Raw genomic sequence first — 19,318 nt, forward strand, 5'->3', positions numbered from 1 at the left:
TCAGCCTCCTATACTTGATATATATTGCTGTGCTACCTGTCGTGCTATTTCATCTCTATCTAAAATGCACTCAATATTTTCAGCAACTGAATTTTCCAATTTTTGCAAAGTATGTTCTACCACTTGTGGAATATTTGTAAATCCAATTTGTTCCTTTAAAAATGCAGCAACAGCAACTTCATTTGCGGCATTTAAAATAGTAGGTGCCAAACCTCCCTCACGCATTGCTTGACGTGCCAAATCAAGTGCTGGGAATTTTTGAATATCTGGCGCTTGAAAATTAAGCTGAGAATACTCAAATAAATTTAAAGCAGGAACATTAGTCTGTAAACGCTCCGGCCATGCTAGAGCATGCGCAATTGGCGTACACATATCTGGATTACCCATTTGTGCCAATGTTGAGCCATCAACATATTGCACCATAGAATGAATAATACTTTGTGGGTGAACAACAACTGTAACAAAATGTTCAGATATTGAAAACAAATGGCACGCCTCAATCAACTCCAACCCTTTATTCATAAGAGTAGCCGAGTCAACTGAGATTTTCTGTCCCATAGACCAATTAGGATGCTTACAGGCTTGCTGAGGAGTAACTTTTTTTAACTGCTCTAAAGAATGGTTTAAAAAAGGGCCACCAGAGGCTGTTAATAAAATTCTAGATACGCCCTGCTGTGGTTGCCCATTTCTTTCGGCTTCTAAATAATTATGAGGTAATGACTGAAAAATAGCGTTGTGTTCGGAATCTACTGGCAATAACAACGCCTGATGATCACGTGCTGCTTGCATCATGATTTCACCAGACATAACCAAAGCTTCTTTATTCGCTAATAATACACGCTTGCCAGCTTTCACAGCAGCCAGAGTTGGCAACAAACCTGCAGCGCCAACAATTGCGGCCATAACAACATCAACATCTGGATGAGAAGCAATACTTACCAGACCATCTTGACCAACCAGAATTTCAATATTTTGTAATTTATTATCTGCAAATAGAGCTGTTAATTCGGCAACTTTTTGCTCTGGAACAACCACAACTTTTGGTTGGAACTGTTTACAAATTTCAACCAACTCAGAAATTCGGCTATGAGCTGAAACTGCAAACACTGAATACTTATCAGGATGTTGATTTAAAATTTTTAAGGTACTTTGACCAATGGAACCGGTTACACCTAATATGCAAACAGATTGTGTCATCTATAAATCTACACCAATAAGTTTTAATATATACATTCCCGTTGCAAAGATCGGGGCTGCAGCAAGTAAAGAATCAATACGATCTAAAACACCACCATGACCAGGTAGAACACGACCAGAATCTTTAATACCGGCACGACGTTTAATCATTGATTCAAATAAGTCACCCAAAACTGAACCAAATACTGTAATTAATGACAATATAAGAAACAGAATTTGCTGAATTAAAGTTAAATTTAGATAATGATATTGCACAACCAACATTATTACTACGGTCGTAATAACACCACCATACAAACCTTCCACTGATTTGTTAGGGCTTACAGTCGGAGCTAGCTTTCTTTTCCCAAATTTGCGACCAACAAAGTAAGCACCACTATCTGCGCCCCATACGAGCAAGAACAGATACATTAACCACCATGGTGAACTCTGCCATACTACAAAAATTGACGTTACCGCAGCACAGACTAAAATTATGCCAATCACATACAAGGTCGCGTTATACCAGCCATCAAATTCAGGAAATGACTTAATCCAATATACACTTACAATCCAAGTCAAAATTGAAGCAGACCACAAAAGTAATGCAATATCATGGAAAAATAGGGCAACACCTGAAACAAATGCAACAAGCAGACCGTAGCACCAAGCTTTGGGTTTAACAGCATTTGCAGTTTCGCGAGGCATTAATTTATACCATTCATACCCCGCAACCCCTGCTGCAACAATCATAAGAACCAACATTGGATAATGTGATTGCGTAGCAAACATACAGCCTAAAACAACTGCAACAAGTACCAATGCGGTAACAATCCGCTCTAACATTATAAATTCTCTATTTTCTCTTGCTGAATTTGTTCAGATGTTTTGCCAAAACGACGTTCACGCCCAGAAAAGACATTCAAGGCATGATCGAACTCTTTTACTGTAAATTCTGGCCATAAAGTATCCGTAAAATACAGTTCCGCATAAGCTGCTTGCCATAACAAGAAATTAGATATGCGATAATCTCCGCCTGTACGGATTAATAGGTCCACAGCCGGCAGATCGTTTAGACTGACATATTTTTCGAACAAATCAACATTTATTTGATCAGCACCAAATTCACCACGGGCAACTGCTTGAGCAACCTGTTTTGCTGCATTTGCAATGTCCCACATCCCACCATAGCTGATTGCAATAGTTAGAGTCATAGTGTCATGGTGTGCTGTCTGTTGCTCTGCATCTTCCATTAAGGCAACTAAGTGTGAAGATAATCGAGAACGATCACCGATAAAACGCAAAGCAATATTAAATTTCTTCATGCGAGGTATTTGCTCATGAATACTTTCTTCCAGAAGCTTCATAAGCAGATCGACTTCATACTGCGGTCGATTCCAATTTTCACTTGAAAATGCAAAAACAGTTAAAGCACGAATACCAGTTTTTTTACAATGTTCAACGATAGGATCGAGAACATTTTTACCCTCCCGATGGCCATCACCTTTTTGCATTTGATTTTTTTTTGCAAAGCGGTTGTTGCCATCCATAATGATGGCAACATGCTTGGGAAGATGATACTCTTCAGAATCGGTCATAAAAATTAGACCTTCATCAATTCTGCTTCTTTCGCTGCAAGACGCTTGTCTACTTCTGCAACATATTTGTCAGTAATTTTCTGAATATCGTCACCTGCACGGCGTTCATCATCTTCAGAAATTTCTTTTTCTTTTAGCAATGCTTTGATATCACCCAATACATCACGGCGAATATTACGAATCGCAACTTTTGCATTTTCAGCTTCATTACGCGCAACTTTTTGCATATCACGACGCGTTTCTTCAGTTAATGCTGGTAAAGGTACACGAATTGCATCTGCTGTAATCGGGTTTAAACCAAGATCACTTTCACGGATTGCCTTATCAATAGCTGAAACCATTGTACGCTCAAATGGCTGAACAATAAGTGTACGAGAGTCTTCGATACCCACGTTTGCTACTTGATTTAAAGGCACATCAGAACCGTAGTAAGGAACCATTACACCATTTAAGATTGATGGGTGTGCACGGCCGGTACGAACTTTAGCAAACCCTAGTTCCAAAGACTCTAGAGTTTTTAACATACGCTGTTCGCTGTCTTTTTTCAGATCGTTAATCATATGATCTACCTTACTTATTTATTCAAAGATATATTTAACAAATTTAATTTAGCGCTAGTATAAAGAGCTTTAGGTAACACGTACATTATTTAGTAACGCGCGTCCCTTCTTTTTCACCCATTACTACTGACAATAACGCACCTGATTTATTCATATCAAAAACTTGCAATGGCACATTATGGTCTCGACATAAACAAATAGCGGTCAAATCCATAACACCAAGTTTTTCATCTAACACCTGATCAAAGGTTAAATGATCGTATTTAACAGCATCTTCAAATTTACTTGGATCTTTATTATAAACGCCATCTACTTTAGTCGCTTTTAAAATCAAATTGGCTTCGATTTCAATTCCGCGTAAACATGCCGCTGTATCCGTTGTGAAAAATGGATTTCCTGTACCCGCAACGAAAACACAAACTTCACCTTGGCTCAAATGACGGATAGCATCACGACTTGAATAAGACTCTACTACCGTACCAATTGGCAATGCAGACATAAGACGAGTTCTGATATTACGACGAACTAGAGCATCACGCATAGCTAAGCCATTCATTACAGTTGCAAGCATACCCATTTGATCGCCTGTTACACGACCAACTAGGCCATCTTTTTGCAACTGACTACCACGGTACAAATTACCGCCACCCACAACGATACCCACTTGTACACCCAAGCCAACCAAGTGTGCAATTGAAAGGGACATATGATCTAAAACTTGGGCATCAATACCCATGTCTTTATTACCTGACAATGCCTCACCAGATAATTTTAATAGGATACGTGAATAACGAGGGCTAATTGTTTCCGCCATGACTTTGCTCCAAAACCTCTTAAACTGAATGCTCTTTAATATATTTCGATTAAACCGATTTAATTTTAATTAACTTTGCAAATAAATCGTATTCATCCGCATCGGTAATTTCGACTTCCAACATATCGCCCGGTTGAATAGTGTTCTTATCGATATCTTCTACAAACACATTACCGTCAATTTCTGGAGCATCAGCATAAGAACGTGCAACGGCAACAGGATATTCATCTTCTAAACTATCGACCAAAACAGTCATCGTTTGACCAATACGTTTTTGCAATCTGGCAGCAGAAATTTCTTGCTGGACTTGCATAAAGCGCTCGTAACGCTCTTGTTTAATTTCTTCTGGCACATGATCTGGCAAATCATTTGCCGTTGCACCTTCTACTGGTGAATAGGTAAAACAACCCACACGATCAAGTTGAGCTTCTACGAGCCAATCAAGTAACAGTTGGAAGTCTTCTTCAGTTTCACCTGGGAAACCCACCACAAAAGTAGAACGGATCACAAGATCAGGACATTTTTCACGCCACAACTTAATTTTTTCTAGTGTATTTTCACTATGAGCCGGACGCTTCATTAACTTAAGAATACGTGGGCTTGCATGTTGAAATGGAATATCTAGATATGGCAGAATTTTACCTTGTGCCATTAAATCAATTACTGCATCCACATGTGGATATGGATAAACATAGTGTAAACGCACCCAGATGCCCAGTTGGCCTAGTGCTTCACACATGTCGAAGAATTTTGTCTTAACAGGCTGACCATTCCAAAAATCAAGTTTGTACTTGGTGTCTACGCCATAAGCTGATGTATCTTGAGAAATAACCAAGATTTCTTTAACACCCGCTCTTTTAAGCGCAGCAGCTTCTTCTAATACACTACCGACTGGACGAGAAACCAAGTCACCACGCATACTTGGGATAATACAGAAGGTACAACGATGGTTACATCCTTCAGATATTTTTAAGTAAGCATAATGCTTTGGTGTTAATCGAATTCCTTGTTCAGGAACTAAGTCAACAAACGGGTTATGTTTAGGTGGTGCTGGTACATATTCATGCACAGCTTCCATCACATCTTGATAAGCTGCTGCACCAGTAACCTTTAAAACGTTTGGATGCATTTGACGAATTTTATCTTCGTCTTTACCTAAGCATCCAGTAACGATCACTCGACCATTTTCACTCATGGCCTCGCCAATTGCATCTAGCGACTCTTGTACCGCAGATTCAATAAAACCACAGGTATTAACAACTACTAAATCAGCACCATTATAATCTGATGCAACTTGATAACCTTCAGTCTTTAACTGAGTTAAAATTCGTTCAGAATCTACCAATGCCTTAGGACAACCTAAAGAAACAAAACCGACTTTGGGGGTCTTCATGAATCTGCGCTCCACTTGAATGCGCGTATTGTATGTCTTTTCTTGTCTCAAGCATAGGTGGAAAGCCTACTCTTTGTGTAATGCACCAAAATACAACCAACATTTGCACCAAAACTCATCTTTGCACCAATTTAGATCATGTTATTATCTAAACTTAAGCCATCTGCTTTGATCAAAAGATATAAAGAACGATTTCAGCGCGTTTTTAAGTACCTTAAAACTTTAAAAGAACCCATAAACAAAGTTGGCGTATATTTTGCATCGTTCATGTTCTATAACGGTGAAAATCCGATAACCAAGAAGATGCCATTGCGCTATTTTAAGACAGGAACGATTCGCTAATGGATCAACACAACCCTATCGACTATCGCCTATTGGTAGACAATTTAACTACTGCGATTTTATTAATCGATAGTAACTTGAATATTTTTTATTTAAATTCAGCCTGCGAAGCACTATTTGACATTAGTTTGCTCCGTGCTTCAGGACAGCCCGTTTTAAACTTGCTTCATGCACCTGACGATACTTTTAATACGCATGAAGCTTTATTGAACACAATAAAAACCGGACAACCCTATACGCGTCGAGAAGCTGTCATTAATGTCAACTTTAAAGATCTCCACGTGGATTACACAGTTTCTCAATTAAATGCAGGTAAAAGCTACCATCCATTACTGTTGATCGAACTTAATCCAATTGATCGCATGTTAAAGATTTCAAAAGAAGAAAATCTGGTTCAACAGCATCAAGTCGCTAGACAGCTCGTACGTGGTGTTGCACATGAAATTAAAAACCCACTTGCAGGTATTCGGGGAGCAACCCAGTTACTCGCTCGTAGTTTAAATGATAAGACTTATGCTGAATTCACCGATGTCATTATTAATGAAGTAGATCGTTTAACTAACTTGGCTGATACCATGTTAGGTTCTAGACAACTACCAAGCTATGAAAATGTTAACGTACACGAACCCTTAGAACGAGTACGCTCTCTTATTGCAAACCAGACAAAGAAGAAAATTAAAATTATACGTGACTATGATTTGTCATTACCCGATGTTAATGCCGATCGAGATCAGTTAATACAGGTCATGCTCAATATTAGTGTAAATGCAATTCAAGCCATTACAGAAAACAAAGCATTTTTTATAGATCAGGAACCGGAATTAATTCTACGTACGCGAATACAGCGTCTTGTCACGATTAATGGTGTACTGAATCGATCCACCGTTCGGGTCGACATTGAAGATAATGGACCAGGCATTCCTGAAAGTATTTTAGAGTCTGTGTTTTATCCGTTGGTTACCGGACGAGCAAAAGGTACTGGGCTTGGCCTGAGTATTGCACAGAATATTATGCATCAACATAACGGAATGATTGAATGCCAATCTGTTCCTGGAAAAACTATTTTTAGCTTATATTTACCTTGGGAGTCAGACCGTGTCGCGAAATAAAATATGGGTTATTGATGATGATCGCGCCATGCGATGGGTATTGGAAAAGACCTTTAAAGAAGAGGGTTTTGATGTTACCAATTTTGAAGAAGCTCAAACTGCGCTTGAACGTTTGCATCATGACGCTCCCGATGTCATTTTAACTGACATCCGCATGCCTGGGATTGATGGGTTAACTTTCTTATCTAAAGTCAAAAACACTCATCCAGATTTACCTGTCATTATTATGACTGCACACTCCGATTTAGAATCTGCTGTTTCAAGCTATCAAACAGGTGCTTTTGAATATTTACCAAAGCCATTTGATATTGATGAAGCTTTAGCTTTAGTAAATCGTGCAATCCTGCATATCAACAAGCTACAACAGCAAGAAGCTACAAAAACAGCTTTACCTCTTCAATCAACAGAAATTATTGGTGAATCTCCAGCAATGCAGGAGGTTTTCCGCGCCATCGGCCGTTTATCTCAATCTCATATTACCGTTTTAATTAATGGTGAATCAGGTACAGGTAAAGAACTAGTTGCGCATGCTTTACACAAGCACTCCCCACGCCGTGCCAAGCCTTTTATTGCTTTAAATATGGCTGCAATTCCAAAAGACTTGATTGAAACCGAGTTGTTTGGTCATGAAAAAGGCGCTTTTACAGGAGCAAACACTCAGCATCAAGGCCGCTTTGAACAAGCAAATGGCGGAACACTATTCCTTGATGAAATTGGTGACATGCCATTTGAAACACAGACTCGACTACTTCGTGTCCTTGCCGACGGTGAATTTTATCGTGTAGGTGGACATATCCCAGTTAAAGTTGATGTTCGAATCGTTGCAGCAACGCATCAGGATTTAGAAAAGCTGGTAAATGAAGGTCGCTTCCGTGAAGACTTATATCACCGCTTAAATGTGATCCGCATTCACATTCCTAAACTTGCTCACCGTAGCGAAGATATCCCAATGCTTGCTCAGCACTTTCTTGCGCGTGCAGGTAAAGAGCTTGGCGTAAGTCCAAAAATCTTACGTACCGAGACGACAGATTATATGCAACAGTTGCCATGGCCCGGCAATGTTCGACAACTTGAAAACACGTGCCGCTGGTTAACTGTAATGATCACCGGGCGTGAAGTGTATCCAGAAGATTTACCTTCTGAGCTCAAACAGGTTCCATTGCAAAAGAATACTGATGCTGGACAACCTGCCCCTTCATTTGAACGCATTTCTTTACACCATTGGGATGAACTGTTAAACCAGTGGGCAATTCAAAAGCTTAAGAATGGTGAAATGAAGATTTTGGATATCGCTACACCAATGTTTGAACGCACATTAATTAACGCTGCTTTACAACAAACACGTGGACGCAAACGCCACGCAGCAGAATTACTGGGTTGGGGTCGCAACACCTTAACTCGCAAGTTAAAAGAACTTGGAATGGATTCTGCTGACGATGATGAAGAAGATGAACATAAGGTTACCCAAACTGAAGCCTAAAAAGCTTATTACCTAAATGAAAAGCGGCTAAGGATGTCTTAGCCGCTTTATTTTTTTATTAAATTTAAAAATGAACATCAGGTTACATCATTAGAGCACCCTAAAAATAGATCTAACCAACTATTTTATATAAGTTAATTTTAAAGTTATTTTATTTAGTGTTCAGCAGTTGATCTAAAAAAATAGTGATGACCATCCTTAAAGATAGTTTTGCTATACTAAATAAGCAAAGTTAGTCGTTGTTATTAAATTTTATGCATGATTCAGTCCTTGAGTCACATCATTCAGTATGTGAAAAACCTCAAACACGCCGCGGTATTGAACGTCGTTTAGCTCTTCTGTTAAGCGCGACCGAGCTGTTCCTGGAAAAAGGATATGATGCCGTTTCACTTGATGACATTGTTAATCATGCCGGTGGCTCTAAGGCTTCTATTTATAAATATTTTGGCAATAAAGAGGGGCTTTTTGCCGCTATTTGTGATCATAAACGTGAAATGTTTTTTAAAGATGTATGTATTCCATTCCAACCAGAAAAAAGTACTTTAAGAGAATATCTTATTCAAACACTCAATCGTGTTTATGTTCACATTATTCAACCCGAACATGTTGCTTTTTTACGACTTATTATCGAACAGACCGAGTGTAATACTGTGCTCATACAATACCTATATGACAAATGGGTACACAATTTACAAAACACGCTTACCCAAGCATTAGAGTCTGCAGATAAATCAGGGGAAATTACATGCAATTCTCCCTATTATTCTTCACTCATGTATTTTGGGATTTTACGCGATATTGAATGGCGTATGATTATGGGTATGCCCGCTCTACCAGATGAGAAAGAAGCTATTGATTATATTGAATATTGCGTAGATATTTTCCTCAAGGGCCACCATAAAGTCTAATTCTTTTGCATTTTAAAATGCTTATAGTATAGTAGACTTCTTTTTTTCCACATCCACCCAGCCAACAACAGATAATTGTTGTATTTCATAACAATTATTATGGAGTAGCTACATGGCTCTAAGACATTTCCTGACTTTACGTGATCTATCCACTCTAGAACTTAATCGCATTTTAGAACGCGCAAGCGAGCTTAAAAAAATGCAGCATGACAATAAGGTATTCCAACCTTTTGTTGGTAAAGTATTGGGAATGATTTTTGAGAAATCAAGCACGCGTACACGTATCTCTTTTGAAGCAGGCATTAATCAATTTGGTGGTAGTGCGATTTTTCTATCGCCTCGCGACACACAATTAGGTCGTGGTGAACCGATTGAAGACTCAGCACGTGTAATTTCAAGTATGCTTGATATTGTGATGATTCGTACTTTCGGTCATGACATTGTTGAACGTTTTGCATCGTATTCAAAAGTTCCTGTTATTAACGGTTTGACAGATGACCATCATCCTTGCCAGTTACTTGCAGATTTACAGACTTATAATGAACACCGCGGTAGCATTAAAGGCAAAACTGTTGCTTGGATTGGTGATGGCAATAATATGTGCAACTCATATATTGAAGCTGCACACATGATGGGCTTTAAACTCAAAATTGCATCGCCGAAAGGATATGAGCCTAAACCTGAATTTCTAGCAGAGTTTGGTCATTGTGTTGAAGTTTTTGACAATGCAGAAGACGCTGCTGTAAATGCTGATCTCATTGTGACAGATGTATGGGCAAGTATGGGACAAGAAGAAGAACAGAAGCTTCGTGAAAGAGCCTTTGCTGCTTTTCAAGTCAATGAAAAATTAATGGGATTTGCTCATCCTGACTGTTTGTTCATGCACTGTTTACCTGCCCATCGTGGTGAAGAAATTTCTGAAACAATGCTAGACCATAAAAATGCAGTGGTCTGGGATGAAGCTGAAAATCGCCTACATGCACAAAAAGCCTTGATGGAATTTTTACTAAATGAACATCTAAAATAAGCTTAATTTCTTTCTTTAAAAACAGCACTTTTATCGTGCTGTTTTTTTATTTTCTAAATTACTTCTTTTGTTTAGTATAATTTTTTTAATATTCTTGTTTAGGCTGATGAATATATAAGCAAGCCGTATTTTATCTCTCATATATAATCGTGTATAACATTGAACACAATAAGCCAAACTCACTCTTGCTGAGTACGATCATGACCACTCTTGAACAATCATTAGCTCAAATCCCTACTTTTTCTGTTATTCATGAGCACTTATTTAGTTCAGCTCAACCCTCAATCGAACAACTGAAACTGATTAAAGAATATGGTTGCAGTACAGTCATTAATCTCGCTTTAAGTAACGCACCAAATCATATTGAAAATGAAGATCGTATTTGTTTAGACCTCGGTTTAAATTATATCCATATTCCAATTGATTGGGAGACTCCATCTGCCGAGCAATGTTTATTGGTACTCGATCTCATTGATCATTTAGTCCAGAATGAAATTGTCTGGATTCACTGTACTAAAAACGATCGCTCTAGTTGCCTCATGTATGTCTATAGACAGTTTTATATGAATATGGACATGCCTACTTCTCAAGATTTACTCCATGAAATTTGGGAACCTAATGAAACTTGGACAGGGCTTATTCATAGCATTACCTTACAGCTACAAGGCCGTAAGGCAACTCTAGAGCTTCAACAGTCTTTGCAACAGGTCGATCACTTAGTGTGATGAGAGACTAGAACAGTTGCTGTAGCTAAAATACCTTCTTGACGACCGGTAAACCCAAGTTTTTCGGTTGTCGTCGCTTTAATACTAATTTGATTAACATCTACATTTAAAACATTAGCAATACTTTGACGCATTTCCAAATTATGCTTAGCTAATTTGGGACGCTCACAAGCCACCGTAATATCAGCATTATTTAACTGATAACCGCGATCCAATATGAGTTGGTAAACATGCTTTAACAATACTCGACTATCTGCGCCTTTGTATTCTGGGTCAGTGTCAGGAAAGTGTTGTCCAATATCTCCGAGTGCCAGAGCACCTAACAAAGCATCACACAGAGCATGAAGCACCACATCGCCATCAGAGTGTGCTTTCAAGCCATGTGCATGTGGAATTTGAATGCCAGCCAATGTAACGAAGTCCCCCGCTTCAAAGGCATGTACATCCATTCCTTGTCCAATTCGAATTTGAGCAACCATATAACTATTACCTTCCATAAAAACTTAAGAAATCTTGTATTCAGCCTTTCTGTTTCGCTATAGTACACCTAGCAAAGTAGACTGAAAGTATAAGCGATCATGCTGTCTAATACTGATATGAATCAATTGAAAAGATTAAGTTTTGCCGTGACACTGAGTTGTTTATGTTCATCTCTTGTCTTTGCAGAATCAATAGACTGCTCCAACTCTGGAACTGAGCTTAAAATCTGCTCAAAAACATTTAGTGAATCGAAGAAACAACTCGATAATAAATATCTTTCCGCATATTTAGTTACTGATGCCCCCTTACAGCTTTTACAGGATACACAAAAGTTATGGTCTAAACATACTCAGCAATGCAAGAGTAATACATGCATTCAGCAACAGTTTGATTTACGTACTGATGACCTAAATTTTTATGCATCACTTAAGCAAACGCTTACCCAACATTATCTTAAGTTTGAAAATGGACGTATAGCTGCACAACCTGTTCACATTCAAGTCCATCAGCTTGCAAAGGATAAAATCAAGATTGAAGGAATCGCATACCGCAATCCAAATAACCGTAAAGAAACTCAAACGATTTCCTTAATGGCCTATAGTTCACCTGAACAAAAAAGTGAAATTTTGGACAATGAGCACAACTGTAAATATCAGTTTAATTTTCAAAAAGCTTTACTTCATGTGAAAACCCAACAAAAAGGCTGTGAGCGTTTTAGCGGAATCTACCGATTATATGATTAATTTAATACTTAAAATAAAAGCCAGTGTTTAAACACTGGCTTTTTTACTTTCTAGACCGGATATTTTTGAGCAATATCCTGACCCACTAAAACTGCTGTCGCCGCAGACAAAGTCCACCCTAAATGTCCATGTCCGGTATTATAGAAAATTCGAGGTTGTTTAGACTGCTTCACCACAGGCAGCATATTAGGCATCATAGGTCTTAAACCCGCCCAAGGCACCACATGCTCAGTGGAAATATCGAAATTACGGTTTACCCAATTTACTAAAGGTTGAATACGATCAGCCCGTATGTCGCGGTTGTAACCGTTAAATTCAGCAGTCCCTGCCACGCGCAACCGATCTTTACCTAAACGAGAAGTCACGATTTTAGCACTTTCATCTAGTAAACTTACCCACGGTGCATTCTTTACACTTTGCTCATCTTTTAATTGCACGGTAATTGAATAACCTTTTACGGGATAAACATTTACTCGCTCACCAATCATATCGGCGAGTTGATAACTCCCTACACCACCACAAACCACAAGCACATCACCTTCGATTTGGATGCTATCAGATTCAACAAGATAAGGGTGCTCTGCACTTGGCTGACAACTTACGATCACTTTGTCTGGATGACACTTAATATCTGTGACTTCCAGACCAAATTTATACTCAACACCGTATTGTTTAGTCTTTTCAGCCAAAGAGGTTGAATATTTATGAATATCCCCCGTTGCATCACTTGGCGTGTAATAACCACCAAAATATTCACCTGTTAACGATGGCTCTATTGTTTTCATCTCATCAGGTGAAACTGAATAACGCTCCAATTTACCTTTATTCAAGACATCATTGACTTGTTTAGCAATCTCGTAGTCAGCCTTACTATGATACATATGAAGAATGCCACGTTTCTCCAAATCAAACTGAAGTTGTTCTTTTTCTGCAACTTCAAACAAGCGCTTACGAGCGAGTAATGCCAATCGGACCGTCTCGATCGTATTGGCTTCATAGTGTTTAATATGGGATAAGAACTCAACCAGCCAACTATACTTATGCAAACTAAATGAAGGATTCAGTAGTAGCGGCGCATCTTTTTGTCTCATCCACTTAAAGCCCTTAACTACAGTGGCTTTTTGGTTCCATACTTCGGCGTTACAAGCCGATAATTGCCCTCCATTGGCAAATGATGTTTCCATTGCAGGATATAGATGTCGATCAATCACTGTGACTTGATAACCCAGTTGCGATAATTCATAGGCAGAGGTAACCCCTGTGATTCCCGCACCTATCACAATAACATGTGGCATAACAGACTCCTCAGAAATGCAAAACATTTCATCAGTACAGCCCATCTGTCATTGGTACCTGAGAGTTTCGACCCCAACGTTACCTTTTAACGTTTAGATCTTCCCCTTCGGTGAGTTTATAATTTATAAGTTATTATTTTCACTTCTTATAAATCTAAGCTTCTCTCCAGATTTTTTAATTATTACAGTCCTTCTGCCTGAGAGTTTCCGGGCTTGTTGCTCCTTCGGCGGGTTCTTTCGAACCTCTCTCCCGCAATAATTTTGTATTTATATAAGCAATGTATCTGCCACTTTAAAAAAAACGCATTCTTTTCTTGTAAACTTTTGTACCGATAATTATCAAGTTATAAATCATTAATTTAATTATAAAAATAAAAAAGGTGAATCTTTATGAATTCACCTTTTGTGTTTAATTAGAGTTTTCCATTGAGCACTGGGTCTGAAACTATACCCTTCCATTGCTCACGCAAGGTCGGTAAATAAAATTTCTCACCAATAGTGACCAGTTCTGCATCAATCAATGCGTGAACTTCGTGCATAAAAATATAATCAAGTGCAACCAAAGAGAGTTCATGATTTTTTTGGGCAGTTTTTTTGCGTTTCGCTTGAGCTTGTTTCACTAACTCATTCGCAAAGTTTTTATCTTTATAAGCCGTAATTGCATTTAAACGAAGTTCAATAACACCCCATCCAGCCAATAGCTTTTTAAAGACATCAAAATCTTCTGAAGTTGATTCCCATGTTACATTTTCTAGATCGTTATCATCGGGTAAAACTGGCAATAACAGATCACCTGTACTTGGGAAAATCTTTTTAAGATTTAACAGAAACTTAACAGGCTGATCACCGGGATAATCATTAAATTGCACATGTTGTTCGGTATCTGTTAAATAAATAGAGAGCATTCAAAAATCCTTAGCTAAGCTTCTGTTTTCAATTACTTTATCCTCAATTCTGCAAATTAGATGCAAAACAAAAACAATATAAAAACAGGACAAGGTGCGCATTTTAACAATTATGACAGCTTATTCAACGCTAATTCGCCATTAATTAGTGAAACTTCCCTCCTCTTGATAAAAAGCCCTCCGAAAAGAGCTCTTTGTTGATGCAGGCTCAATTCTTGCCATCGCTATAAACCCTACCAATAACTTGTCTTTAGCAGGGCTTCTTATGCCGTAATAGATATACAGCTAATAAGACTTTTTAATAAAGTTGTTCGCCCTAGTTCTAAACTAAACTGAAGAAATAAACTCTGCTGTAGTTTTTAACTGAGCAAAAGCATTGCTTAAAACTTGGTTATGATGATCAATGACTTGCGGAGCATTTAAAGCTGCCGAATCAGTTGTTGTATGTGCATCTGAAATTAGTGTCACTTTATATCCATACTCTGAAGCAGCCCTAACAGTAGTATCAATACAATATTCAGTTTTCATTCCAGTCATTATGATTTCATCAATATCAAGTTTCTCTAATACTTCTTTTAAAACAGTATTTTTAAAGCTGCTCGGGTACATTTTTTTAATGACTGTATCTTTATGTGGATTAAAAGGTAAATCTGTAATTAGTTGAGTGTTCGGGCTGTTTGGATCTAATGGTGTACCTTTCTCACCGACATGCCGAATAAAGATAATTGGTCTATCATTCAACCGGCAATATTCAATAAGGCTAAGAATATTTAAAAGTACAAGTTTGACATTATGTGGCTTAGGGTCCCCGTTAAATAAGCCATTTTGCATATCAATAACGAGTAAAGCCGATTTTGAGTTACTACTGAGTTTTTTCATAATCTTTCTCTGTAAAACCAATAATGAACAGAGAAAAATTAACCCAGCCATTATTGGCTGGGTTTGGTTATCTTATTAAGTCACTTTAATAAAAAATCACACGCAGCCTTCCTTAAAGGTCGTGGTGGTTGTGGTGATTTTATTCAAAAAACAGTTCATTTGTTTTAACTGCCCATAATTAAAGCGTGATTAACCATACCATAGCTTTTTCAAAAGAAATAAAGCTTTTTAACTTTTTTATTCTGTGAAGTACCTTTTACTCTTACCTAGTTCTTACAGAAATACTTCATACTAAAAAACTAATTTATTTAACTGACAGTAAGTATTCATATGCTGTTTTTTCATCACTCTGTAGTTTAATGACTGCATCAGTTTCATCATTCAAAGTAAGGTTAAATACTTTCTCACCATCATAAGAAATTTGATGGCCCATACGGAATTCTGAATCAATTGACTCAAGAATAATAAAATTCCCTTCGATACTCGAAGCAATATAGTAAGTATTGTTCCGATGAACATATCTAATTGTGTACATCACTATTTAAATTCCATCTAAAAAATTATGTTTTTTCTTAAATAATAAAAAAAGCTCACTTCCTGATCTCAAGCAGAAATGAAGCTAGCGAAAAAAGATCCGCCCTTCTTTTGATTTCTAGCACTAATCGTTCAGCGCCAAACTAATATATAAATATTACAGAAATACTTAACAATAAAAAACCCCGCCATTAGTCGATACTGAGTCGGGTTTCTTATAGCGCCATATGTCTGAGAGAACTAACTCTCACATGGGCTAACTTCTATTTAAATTAATCTTTACACTTAACTTTCAAAACGGCTGCTTTGGTATTTACTGGAATTAGCAGTCCTGAATTATAGACACTATGATGATTTACGATTTTGTTATTGCTATCCAACTCATCAAAACCTTTATCTTTACATATTTCCTCTGCTTTCCCTATTAACTTTGACCTCAAAGCTTCTCTTGAACCAAATGCATTACTTTGAGCATGAAGTTGGTAAACACCAGGATTCACCTCAGCTACAGTAGGTGGAAACATTTGTAGACAACCGGACAAGGTACAAGCTGCTATTGCTAAAACAACTATTGATTTAGTCTTTTTCATTTATTTGAACTTAAAATAAAATAACGTAGCAAAAATAAAGTCTAGATATGACATTTATATTTCAAGGTATAAAAAAAGCCCACTTTTTCAAGCAGGCCTTCCCCTTATGATTTTTTGCGCTGATCATTCAGGACTTTTGTTGTACTTAGCAACTCGCGGATATTACAGAAGTATTTGACAATAAAAAAGCCCATTAGAAGAGATTATTTACTATTTGGTGAAACCATTTTTTCAGGTTTAACCACTTCATCAAATTGCTCTGCCGTAACTAAACCAAGCTCAACAGCAACCTGCTTTAAAGTTTTATTTTCTTTATAAGCGGTCTTGGCAACTTTTGCAGAATTTTCATAACCAATCACTGGATTTAAAGCAGTGACCAACATGAGAGAATTATGTAAGAAGTGATCAATTTTATCCTGATTAGGCTCAATTCCCACCGCACAGTGATCATTAAAACTATTACACGCATCGCCAAGCAACTGAATAGACTGCAATAAGTTGTAAGCAATCACTGGCATAAATACGTTTAATTCAAAGTTACCTGAAGCACCAGCCACATTAATGGTCGTATCATTTCCAAGCACTTGTGCAACAACCATCGTCATTGCTTCACTTTGTGTTGGGTTTACTTTGCCCGGCATAATACTTGAACCAGGTTCATTTTCAGGAATACGGATTTCACCGAAACCACAACGTGGACCACTGGCCAACCAGCGAATATCATTCGCAATTTTATTTAAACTGACTGCAAGCGTTTTTAATGCGCCAGAAGCAAAAACAGCAGCATCACGTCCTGCAAGTGCTTCAAATTTGTTTGGAGCAGTCACAAATGGTAAGCCCGTAAGTAAAGCAAGCTGATCCGCTGCTTTCACTGCATAGTCAGGATGTGCATTTAGCCCTGTACCTACCGCAGTACCACCCAATGGTAATTCATATAAGCCTGTTAATGCCTGTTGCAAACGAACTAATCCATGCTCAAGCTGAGAAACATAGCCACTGAATTCTTGACCTAATGTTAATGGCGTTGCATCTTGTAAATGGGTACGACCAATTTTAACAATAGACTGAAACTCATCAGATTTTTTTTGCAAAGTTGCTTTAAGCTGCTCTACAGCAGGAATGAGTAATTCATTAATTTGCAAACTTGCAGCAACATGGATTGCCGTTGGAAATGAGTCGTTCGTTGATTGAGCACGATTGACATGGTCATTTGGATGTACAGGTTTTTGGGCACCTAACACTTGACCTAATTTTTGGTTTGCAATATTTGCAATCACTTCATTGCAGTTCATGTTACTTTGCGTACCAGAACCAGTCTGCCATACAACTAAAGGAAACTGAGAATCCCATTTACCATCAATTACTTCTTCAGCCGCGCCCACAATATATTGGCTCAAATCTTGCGGTAACTGTTCAAGTTCAGCATTGGTTATCGCAGCAGCCTTTTTTACTAGCCCCATTGCTCGAATCATGGCACGTGGTAATCGTTCTTGCCCGATTTTAAAGTTCTGTAAGCTGCGTTGAGTCTGTGCTCCCCACAATGCTTCATTCGGAACTTCAATCTCACCCATAGTGTCATGTTCAATTCGTGTTTGCATAGAAACCTCAGTTGTCTGGTTAAAGAACTTACGGGCTGAAGCAAGTATTTGCTCTGGCTAGTTAATTTTTAATATCGTACTCAAGCATTTCATTATTGTAAATAAGAATCATTATCCTATCTTCCATTTAATGTATTTTGATAAAAGCGCCATTCATCTTCAATCATTTGTTTTAACGAGCGTTTAGGTGTCCATTGCAATAATGTTTTTGCTTTTTCTATATTTGCCCCAACCTGACCTAACTCAACATGCTTATAAATCGCAGGTTGAGTCGCAATTTCGGCTTGAGTTACTTGTGAAATTTCATCTAGTAATTGACGAATAGAGTGAACTTGGTCATGGGCAATATTAAATGCCTCACAACAATGTGTTTGATTACGCAGCCAATGTAAGCTTGCAGTTACAGCTTCACACACATCTAAAACGTGTAGAAAACTGCGTTCAGTCGTCTGGTCTGATGTTTCAGCTTGATCTTGTAATTCAATTAAATCGCGTTGCATGGCTGCAACTTGCATCGCAAGCGGTACAATATTTTTAGGGAGCTGTGCGACATATTCTCCAAGCACCCCATGTTCAAATGCACCGACAATATTAGATAAGCGCAAGATTGCAATTTTCCACTCATGATCAATTTTATAAGTATCACGGATGATTTCTTCAATCATCTGTTGAGACTTAATATAAGGATTAGGATAAGTGTAATTAAATTCGTCTGTTTCGCTTAATTGCAAACCAGATTTTCCATAAGCTGCAAGGCTTGACAGCTGAATAAAGTGACGAACACCTGTGCGTTGCATGGCACGCAGTAAACTCATGATGCAACTTACATTATCATTATAATATTCAAGAGGTTTAAGATTAGATTCTTCAATTGATTTAAACCCAGCAGTATGAATAACTGCATCAATTGAATATTGCTCAAAGACCTTATTCAATGCAGGTGTATTACGTACATCAAGTTTAACAAATGGAACGTACATACCAGAAATAAACTCTAGCCGTTCCAGCGTTTGTAAGGTCGAATTAGCCAAATTATCGACAATTACCACTTCTTGCCCTTGGGCCATTAGACTCAAAGCAATGTGTGAACCGATAAAGCCTAAACCACCTGTCACTAAAATCATTGTATACTTACCTTTCTCTTAATGCATCTACGCCCATT

Annotated in this window: 20 protein-coding genes and 1 riboswitch; of the genes, 6 read left to right on the forward strand and 14 right to left on the reverse strand. The window is 37.9% G+C overall.

Features of this window, described 5'->3' with window-relative positions; translation table 11 throughout:
- The 6 genes from ispC to rimO form a co-directional block, all read right to left on the reverse strand.
- Positions 1 to 1,197, reverse strand: a complete 1,197-nt coding sequence (gene ispC / locus ASF86_RS06525) for a 1-deoxy-D-xylulose-5-phosphate reductoisomerase (protein ID WP_056480620.1) — start codon at positions 1,195 to 1,197, stop codon at positions 1 to 3.
- The gene (locus ASF86_RS06530; protein WP_056480623.1) at positions 1,198 to 2,022 is read right to left on the reverse strand and encodes a phosphatidate cytidylyltransferase; all 825 of its coding nucleotides are present in this window, start codon (positions 2,020 to 2,022) and stop codon (positions 1,198 to 1,200) included.
- Positions 2,022 to 2,774: a polyprenyl diphosphate synthase gene (gene uppS, locus ASF86_RS06535; RefSeq protein WP_005039983.1), complete on the reverse strand. Its 753-nt coding sequence runs from the start codon at positions 2,772 to 2,774 to the stop codon at positions 2,022 to 2,024. Before uppS ends, ASF86_RS06530 begins: the two co-directional genes overlap by 1 nt.
- Before the next feature lie 5 nt (positions 2,775 to 2,779).
- Positions 2,780 to 3,334, reverse strand: coding sequence for a ribosome recycling factor (frr, locus tag ASF86_RS06540; RefSeq protein ID WP_004791853.1), 555 nt, complete (start codon positions 3,332 to 3,334; stop codon positions 2,780 to 2,782).
- Positions 3,335 to 3,419: 85 nt separating this feature from the next.
- A complete protein-coding gene (pyrH, locus tag ASF86_RS06545; protein ID WP_003652185.1) occupies positions 3,420 to 4,148 on the reverse strand; it encodes a UMP kinase in 729 nt (242 codons plus the stop codon).
- Between the two features lie 49 nt (positions 4,149 to 4,197).
- Positions 4,198 to 5,541 carry a 30S ribosomal protein S12 methylthiotransferase RimO gene (gene rimO / locus ASF86_RS06550; RefSeq protein ID WP_056480626.1) on the reverse strand — a complete coding sequence of 448 codons (1,344 nt, stop codon included), beginning with the start codon at positions 5,539 to 5,541 and terminating at the stop codon, positions 4,198 to 4,200.
- A 341-nt stretch (positions 5,542 to 5,882) separates the two neighbouring features.
- On the opposite strand from rimO, the gene glnL reads away from it, so the two are divergent.
- The 5 genes from glnL to ASF86_RS06575 all read left to right on the forward strand — a co-directional run bounded on the left by glnL (position 5,883) and on the right by ASF86_RS06575 (position 11,132).
- On the forward strand, positions 5,883 to 6,992 hold the full coding sequence (gene glnL, locus ASF86_RS06555; RefSeq protein WP_003652188.1) for a nitrogen regulation protein NR(II): 1,110 nt from the start codon (positions 5,883 to 5,885) through the stop codon (positions 6,990 to 6,992).
- Complete coding sequence (gene glnG, locus ASF86_RS06560) at positions 6,979 to 8,472, forward strand: nitrogen regulation protein NR(I) (protein ID WP_005039979.1); 1,494 nt, start codon at positions 6,979 to 6,981, stop codon at positions 8,470 to 8,472. The genes glnL and glnG overlap by 14 nt, the downstream gene beginning before the upstream one ends.
- A gap of 254 nt (positions 8,473 to 8,726) precedes the next feature.
- The gene (locus tag ASF86_RS06565; protein ID WP_005039977.1) at positions 8,727 to 9,380 is read left to right on the forward strand and encodes a TetR/AcrR family transcriptional regulator; all 654 of its coding nucleotides are present in this window, start codon (positions 8,727 to 8,729) and stop codon (positions 9,378 to 9,380) included.
- Between the two features lie 112 nt (positions 9,381 to 9,492).
- A complete protein-coding gene (gene argF, locus ASF86_RS06570; protein ID WP_005039975.1) occupies positions 9,493 to 10,407 on the forward strand; it encodes an ornithine carbamoyltransferase in 915 nt (304 codons plus the stop codon).
- A 200-nt stretch (positions 10,408 to 10,607) separates the two neighbouring features.
- Positions 10,608 to 11,132 (forward strand): protein tyrosine phosphatase family protein, encoded by a 525-nt coding sequence (locus tag ASF86_RS06575; RefSeq protein WP_004643117.1) that lies wholly within the window; start codon positions 10,608 to 10,610, stop codon positions 11,130 to 11,132.
- Here ASF86_RS06575 and ispF read toward each other — a convergent pair.
- A complete protein-coding gene (gene ispF / locus ASF86_RS06580; RefSeq protein ID WP_056481779.1) occupies positions 11,120 to 11,611 on the reverse strand; it encodes a 2-C-methyl-D-erythritol 2,4-cyclodiphosphate synthase in 492 nt (163 codons plus the stop codon). The genes ASF86_RS06575 and ispF overlap by 13 nt on opposite strands.
- Positions 11,612 to 11,710: 99 nt before the next feature.
- On the opposite strand from ispF, the gene ASF86_RS06585 reads away from it, so the two are divergent.
- Entirely contained in the window at positions 11,711 to 12,355 is a 645-nt protein-coding gene (locus ASF86_RS06585) for a hypothetical protein (protein WP_056480628.1), read from the forward strand.
- Between the two features lie 50 nt (positions 12,356 to 12,405).
- Here the strand turns inward: ASF86_RS06585 and ASF86_RS06590 are convergent, their stop codons facing one another.
- The 7 genes from ASF86_RS06590 to ASF86_RS06620 all read right to left on the reverse strand — a co-directional run bounded on the left by ASF86_RS06590 (position 12,406) and on the right by ASF86_RS06620 (position 19,280).
- On the reverse strand, positions 12,406 to 13,650 hold the full coding sequence (locus tag ASF86_RS06590) for a D-amino acid dehydrogenase (RefSeq protein WP_056480631.1): 1,245 nt from the start codon (positions 13,648 to 13,650) through the stop codon (positions 12,406 to 12,408).
- A gap of 175 nt (positions 13,651 to 13,825) precedes the next feature.
- A riboswitch (glycine riboswitch) is annotated at positions 13,826 to 13,913 on the reverse strand.
- A 150-nt stretch (positions 13,914 to 14,063) separates the two neighbouring features.
- The gene (locus ASF86_RS06595; protein ID WP_056480634.1) at positions 14,064 to 14,555 is read right to left on the reverse strand and encodes a hypothetical protein; all 492 of its coding nucleotides are present in this window, start codon (positions 14,553 to 14,555) and stop codon (positions 14,064 to 14,066) included.
- Positions 14,556 to 14,882: 327 nt separating this feature from the next.
- Entirely contained in the window at positions 14,883 to 15,434 is a 552-nt protein-coding gene (locus ASF86_RS06600; protein WP_056480637.1) for a cysteine hydrolase family protein, read from the reverse strand.
- A 304-nt stretch (positions 15,435 to 15,738) separates the two neighbouring features.
- Positions 15,739 to 15,969, reverse strand: a complete 231-nt coding sequence (locus tag ASF86_RS19860; protein WP_056480640.1) for a hypothetical protein — start codon at positions 15,967 to 15,969, stop codon at positions 15,739 to 15,741.
- 271 nt (positions 15,970 to 16,240) lie between these two features.
- Positions 16,241 to 16,558: a hypothetical protein gene (locus ASF86_RS06610; RefSeq protein ID WP_056480643.1), complete on the reverse strand. Its 318-nt coding sequence runs from the start codon at positions 16,556 to 16,558 to the stop codon at positions 16,241 to 16,243.
- Between the two features lie 203 nt (positions 16,559 to 16,761).
- Positions 16,762 to 18,156 carry a class II fumarate hydratase gene (gene fumC / locus ASF86_RS06615; protein WP_004643127.1) on the reverse strand — a complete coding sequence of 465 codons (1,395 nt, stop codon included), beginning with the start codon at positions 18,154 to 18,156 and terminating at the stop codon, positions 16,762 to 16,764.
- A 116-nt stretch (positions 18,157 to 18,272) separates the two neighbouring features.
- Positions 18,273 to 19,280, reverse strand: coding sequence for an NAD-dependent epimerase/dehydratase family protein (locus tag ASF86_RS06620; protein ID WP_056480645.1), 1,008 nt, complete (start codon positions 19,278 to 19,280; stop codon positions 18,273 to 18,275).
- Positions 19,281 to 19,318 lie beyond the last annotated feature (38 nt).

The organism is Acinetobacter sp. Leaf130 (assembly GCF_001423205.1).
Taxonomy (GTDB): domain Bacteria; phylum Pseudomonadota; class Gammaproteobacteria; order Pseudomonadales; family Moraxellaceae; genus Acinetobacter; species Acinetobacter calcoaceticus.